Annotated in this window: 5 protein-coding genes; 3 read left to right on the top strand and 2 right to left on the bottom strand. The window is 61.5% G+C overall.

Annotated elements, in window-relative coordinates; translation table 11 throughout:
- A partial coding sequence (gene nadB / locus IL54_RS00905; RefSeq protein ID WP_156106047.1) for an L-aspartate oxidase occupies positions 1-1,278 on the top strand: 1,278 nt, incomplete at its 5' end.
- Positions 1,279-1,391: 113 nt separating this feature from the next.
- On the opposite strand, the gene IL54_RS00900 is transcribed toward nadB, so the two are convergent.
- Positions 1,392-2,240: an alpha/beta fold hydrolase gene (locus tag IL54_RS00900; protein WP_037472514.1), complete on the bottom strand. Its 849-nt coding sequence runs from the start codon at positions 2,238-2,240 to the stop codon at positions 1,392-1,394.
- A gap of 171 nt (positions 2,241-2,411) precedes the next feature.
- Here IL54_RS00900 and IL54_RS00895 point away from each other — a divergent pair, with 171 nt between their 5' ends.
- Positions 2,412-3,542 (top strand): serine hydrolase, encoded by a 1,131-nt coding sequence (locus tag IL54_RS00895; protein WP_037472513.1) that lies wholly within the window; start codon positions 2,412-2,414, stop codon positions 3,540-3,542.
- Between the two features lie 109 nt (positions 3,543-3,651).
- Here IL54_RS00895 and IL54_RS00890 read toward each other — a convergent pair whose 3' ends face one another.
- On the bottom strand, positions 3,652-3,978 hold the full coding sequence (locus IL54_RS00890) for a hypothetical protein (RefSeq protein ID WP_156106023.1): 327 nt from the start codon (positions 3,976-3,978) through the stop codon (positions 3,652-3,654).
- Between the two features lie 1,149 nt (positions 3,979-5,127).
- Here IL54_RS00890 and IL54_RS22495 point away from each other — a divergent pair.
- Positions 5,128-5,962 (top strand): 5'-3' exonuclease (locus tag IL54_RS22495; protein WP_272945493.1); only part of this gene is annotated, 835 nt, incomplete at its 3' end.

The following is a 5,962-nucleotide window of genomic DNA, read 5'->3' as shown; positions in this document are numbered from 1 at the left end:
CGCTGGCATTTGACGCGCGAAGGCGGGCATAGCCACCGCCGCATCATCCATGTCGATGACGCGACCGGCCATGCGGTGCAGGTCGCCTTGCTCAAGGCCGCGCGGGCCAACCCCAACATCACGCTGATGGAGGATATGGTCGCAATCGACCTGATCACCTCCCGCCATGGCGAGCGCTATTCGGGCGCGGGGCATGTTTGGGGCGTCTATGCCTTCAACAAGGCGACGGGGCATGTCGATGCGCTACTCGGTCGCGCGACGATCCTATGCACGGGTGGCGCGGGACGCACCTATCTCTTCTCCACCGCGCCGCGCGGCGCGACCGGCGACGGCATCGCCATGGCCTGGCGCGCGGGATGCCGCGTGTCGAACATGGAGATGAACCAGTTTCATCCCACCTGCCTCTACAATCTGGAGGTCAAGAATTTCCTGATCACCGAAGCCGTGCGCGGCGAAGGCGGGCATTTGAAGCTGCCCCCCGGCGTACCGGGCGGCGGCGAGCGCTTCATGCCGCGCTTCGATCCGCGCGAGGAACTGGCCCCGCGCGACGTGGTGGCGCGCGCCATCGACCATGAGATCAAGCGGCTCGGCCTCGACTATGTCCATCTCGACATCAGCCACAAGCCGCCGGAATTTGTGAAGCATCACTTCCCGACCATCTATGCCCGGCTGCTGGACCTGGACATCGACATCACCAAGGAACCGATCCCGGTCGTGCCCGCGCAACATTATACCTGTGGTGGCGTGGTGATCGACCTGGACGGGCGCACCGACCTGCCCGGCCTCTATGCGGCGGGCGAAGTCAGCGAAAGCGGCCTGCACGGGGCCAACCGTCTCGCCTCCAACTCGCTGCTCGAATGTTTCGTATTCGGCGAAGCAGCGGCCAAGCATATCCGCGCGAACTGGGATGATCTACCCGCTCCGCCGCCGATCCGCCCATGGGACGAAAGCCGCGTCACCAATGGCGACGAGGAAGTCATCGTCCAGCATAACTGGAAGGAAATCCGCCGCTTCATGTGGGATTATGTCGGCATCGTCCGCACCACCAAGCGGCTGGAACGCGCCCAGCACCGCATCGACCTGCTGGCGCGGGAGGTGGATGATTATTACGGCAATTTCCGCGTCACGCCCGACCTGATCGAATTGCGCAACCTGCTGGAAGTCGCGCGGCTGGTGGTACGTTCGGCCCTCCATCGAAAGGAAAGCCGCGGCCTCCACTATACGCTCGACTATCCCGACATGCTGGACGCGGCGGTCGACACGGTGCTGGCGCCGTAAAAAAAGGCGCGGTCGCCGGGGGGCGCCGCGCCTTGAGGGGGAGGGGAACATGCTGAAAGCCTGTCCGGGGCCTTCGGTGTACGTCCAAGCACCATCATCGGCTTTGACGCCCGTCAAATGCGCTTCAAAAAATCACCCAGCGCGGCATGGAAGCGCGCCGGTTGATCGGCCATCAGCATATGGCCGCTGGGACCGATGGCGCGGAGCAGCGCATCCTTCTTGGGGGCATAGGCAGCGCGGAAGCGGCTGGCGATGGCGGCGGCCTGTTCGCGATCCGATCCGATCGCATAGACGACCTCCAGCGGAACGCTAAGGCGCGGCAGTTGCGGGCCGAGATCGGTGTTGGCCAGATCACGCAACGCCTGGGCGATGACATCGGGATCGCTGCCTTTGGCCCCCGGCGTCTGCGCCACCATCTGCCCCAGATAGCGCCGCCCCGCCGCCGTGCCGGTCAGATAGCCACCAATCTGGTCAGCGAGATAGCCAAGTCCGCTAGCCGTGCCGCCGACCATGGCGGCACCAGCGGGCAGCATGTCCACCACCATGACCCGGCTCGCCAGCCCCTTGAGGCCGAGCAGCATCGCCAGCGTGCCGCCCATCGAATGGCCGACGATCGCGGGACGTTTCAATCCCGTGGCGCTGGCATAGCGCGCAATTTCATCGGCGATCGGCCGGAGCAGAGCGTCGCCGCCTGCATTGGCCTCGCCCGCCAATCCGGCAAAGCCGCGCACATGGACCAGATGAAAGCGATAGCCGGGAACCGCCGCCAGCACGCCGTTCCAGATGCCGGGGCCGCTGGCGAGGCCGGGGATGAGCAGCACATCGCGACCCGTACCCCGCACCGTCACGGCGATCCGGCGCGACGCAAAAGGGGCGGCCTGCGCCACGCCCGCCCGAAGCAAGCCGCCGGTGGCCAATGCGCCGAGCAGCCAATTGCGCCTGTTTATAGCTTTCATTGTCATCCGCCCGCTATTGCCCGCCACTCACTGAACCGCAACTGAGCGATGACGCTGTCGATCAAAGGGTTGCATCCGTCCGGCTCCTATCATCGCATTTGTGGACTCATTCGTCGCATCGTCCTTGCCCGTCCGGGCGGGGGCAGCCCCTATGTTCGCTCAAAGTGCGGGGATTATATGGCATCGAATGACAACCGGGGCGGGGTCGCGCGCCTGGTCCTTCTGGTTATGGCCCTGTCGGCCTGTGTGAGCGCGCCCGATCCGCGCCCGGCCCAGGCGGCGGCGAGCGCGCCGCAGACGTCGCGCCCGGCGACCAATAGCTGGCCGATCCGCCAGGCACCCAATCCGCCGCTGCCTTATCGCGCGGTCAGCCAGAATGATGCGCCATCGCCGACGCTGGTCAGCGCGATCCGCAATCTGGGCCAGGGATTTCGCGGCAAGGTCGGCATCGCGGTCCGCCGGATCGATGCGGACTGGACCGTCGCCTGGAACGGCACCGCCTTGTTCCCGCAGCAGAGCGTATCGAAATTCTGGGTGGCGCTGACGTTTCTGGACGCGGTGGACCGGGGCAAGCTGCGCCTGACCGACACGACCACGATCACGAAAAACGACCTAACCCTGTTCCATCAGCCCTCGGCCGCGATGGTGAAGGCGGGCGGTTGGACCACCAGCTATTCCGACCTGATGCGCCGGGCGATGACGCAAAGCGACAATACCGCCAACGACACGCTGTTGCGCGCAGTGGGCGGCCCGGAAGCGGTGCGCAGCTATTTGGCGCGGCGAATGATCAAGGATGTTCGCTTCGGCCCCGGCGAACGGTTGTTGCAGGCGACGACGGCGGGCCTCGACTGGCGGCAGGATTATTCGATCGGGCGCAATTTCTACACCGCGCGATCACGGCTGCCGATGGCGGCGCGGGTCAAGGCGCTGGACAATTATCTCGCCAATCCGCCGGACGGTGCAGCCCCCACCGCGATCGTCGGCGCGCTCGCCAAGCTCAAGCAGGGCGACATGCTGTCGGCCGAATCCACCCGCTTGTTGCTGACTGTCATGGGCGAAGCGAAGACCGGGCCGCAGCGGATCAAGGGCGGTGTGCCGCCGGGCTGGGCCTATCTGCACAAAACCGGCACAGGCCAGGATCTCGCCCCACGCTCGACCGGCTATAACGACATCGGCATCATGACCGCACCCGATGGCACCAGCTATGCCGTCGCCGTGCTGATCGGATCGACCACCGTGTCGATCCCCGAACGCTGGGCCTTGATGCAGGGCGTGGCGAAGGCGGTCGCGGCGAACCATCAACGCTGATTGTGATCGATCGGTAAGGGATGGTCTGTCTGTGCTGTTGTGTGACAGGTTGGCTATAGCGCGCTTGTAGGCGTGGTTAAGCCAACTGGTTAACGCAACGTCGCTTTGCCTAGTCCTTTTCGACCTTGAAATATGGAGCGCTGCGCCAGATGGCTGCCGTGAAAGCTAGTTGAGCTATGAAGAATATGAGAAAACCTGAGTTGTATTGGCCGTCGCGGCACTGCGTCCACAGCGGCTCCCTCAATTCAGAGTGACAAACATATAGGCTGTTGATGATATATTGCCCCGCAACAATCACAGCAAACCAATAAGAGACGGTTGCCGCTGTTACACCTGCGAACACAGCCAGTTTTTTAATCAAGACGACCTCCAACAGGCTGGTATGCGATTTCGCTATTAGGGATGCGTTAGCGGCATCGGTATAAACGTGAAGCATGTCAAACCGTCTGTCATCCCTTACTGCTGTAACGAATTGGGCTATCGGTTGCCTCTTCGCTTTATACGCAGCACTGAACATGTTTTGGCTGGCATTCCCAATCGTATGCCGAATGTGGAGCATACGGGACTGCCTGATCGCGATTTCCACAGTCTCTGCGGCGGCTTGGCTGACCTACTCCGTTTATGCCCTCGACGTTCACCGCCTCCACTTGAGAAAGTGGCTCCCTCTATGGGCCATGGGAGGCATCCTGCTTTCCAGTTCGATACACGTCTCACCTGTGACTGACCCTTGTGAAGGCCAACCCTATGATCCGCACGGGAACGCAAAGATAGGTATTGCTTGGACGATCCACGCATTTTCTTGAGGGCCGAAATCTAAGGATATCTTCGGAAAATCAAGGTTTGACTCATATAACGCACGGGTAGGCGGAGCGATGCCGATGGTCAACGCGATCCGCAGTGTCGCTAGGAGTGGGCCTTCCGCAAACGCCCATTTATAGGCGTTTATAGTTTACAATTGGTGCTCGGATAGCGGACATAGTCAACAATGTAACCTTCCTTGCCAAACGCGACCCTTATGATTGGTTGCCCCGCAGAAAATATAACTCTGTAGAAACGATCGTCTGAATTTCGGAAAACATATCGGCCACCCTCTACATTTGCTGAGATTGGCGCACGCACGATCATTCCTACCTTTCGAAATTCATATCGGAAGGGAACGGTTTTCTGAGTAGAATTTAACATCAAGCCTTGTGGACCAAGCGCAAAAGCAGGCGCGGACGATGACATATAGCACCCAAACACCGGTGATGGGTCTTGCGCCTCCGGCTCTCGAAATTCTGAGCAGCCGAGAAGCAGCGACAATAATAGTGTTGGATAGCCGCTTTTCATCATGTGAAACTATCCTGATCAGAATGTGCGTCAATGTCCGCTAAGCGGGCTACACTGCTTGATAGCCGACCTTCCTCAATCTACCCCTTCTCCCCGCCGGGGAGAAGGATATGCAGCCTTAGTGCCGAAGGCACCTAGGCGCAGTGGGATGAGGGGTTCGACGCTGAGGCGGTCCGCCTCACGGACCGTTCGCTTACGAGTGGCGCGGGCACCGCGCTACTGGAGCGGGGCGGCGTTACCGGCTATCCCCTGCCCCATGACCCAGAATCACCTCTATCTCGTCGATGGCAGCGGCTATATTTTCCGCGCCTATCATCAGTTGCCGCCGCTCACCAACCAGCATGGCCAGCCGGTCGGCGCGGTCTATGGCTATACGACGATGTTGTGGAAGCTGGCCGAGGAATTGGGCAAGGCAGAAGGGCCGACCCATATGGCGGTGATCCTCGACAAGGGATCGCACACCTTCCGCAACGACATGTATGACCAGTATAAGGCGAACCGTCCCCCCGCGCCCGAAGATCTGGTCCCGCAATTCCCCATGATCCGCGACGCGACCCGCGCCTTCTCGCTGCCCTGTATCGAGGAGGCGGGCTATGAGGCGGACGATCTGATCGCCAGTTATACCAAGGCGGCGATTGCGGCGGGATGGCATGTCACCATCGTCAGTTCCGACAAGGATCTGATGCAACTGATCCAGCCCGGCGTCGACATGTACGACACGATGAAGAATGAGCGGCGCGGGGCCGACTATGTCGTCGGCAAGTTCGGGGTGCAGCCCGAACACTTGGGCGATGTCCTCGCGCTGATGGGCGACAGCGTCGACAATGTGCCGGGCGTGCCGGGCATCGGTCCCAAGACGGCGGCCAAGCTGATCATCGAACATGGCGGGCTGGAAGCCGCGCTGGATGCCGCGCCGTCGATGAAGAAATCCAAGATGCAGGAAAATCTGATCGCCCATGCCGACATGGCGCGGCTGTCGCGGCGGTTGGTGGCGCTGCACGACAGCATGGACTTGCCCGAACCGCTCGAAGACCTGGCGTTGAAGGGCATTCCCAAGGAGCCGTTGCAGGATTTCCTAACGCATCATGGCT

The organism is Sphingobium sp. ba1 (assembly GCF_000743655.1).
Taxonomy (GTDB): domain Bacteria; phylum Pseudomonadota; class Alphaproteobacteria; order Sphingomonadales; family Sphingomonadaceae; genus Sphingobium.
Note: the sequence above shows the minus strand (reverse complement) of the source record. Positions and strands in the feature narration are given on the sequence as shown.

What these genes read in the sequence shown, in the direction of transcription:
- IL54_RS00900 (WP_037472514.1), bottom strand. Translation starts at nt 2,240, where the DNA reads ATGACAATGAAAGCTATAAACAGGCGCAATTGGCTGCTCGGCGCATTG.
- IL54_RS00895 (WP_037472513.1), top strand. Translation starts at nt 2,412, where the DNA reads ATGGCATCGAATGACAACCGGGGCGGGGTCGCGCGCCTGGTCCTTCTG.
- IL54_RS00890 (WP_156106023.1), bottom strand. Translation starts at nt 3,978, where the DNA reads ATGCTTCACGTTTATACCGATGCCGCTAACGCATCCCTAATAGCGAAA.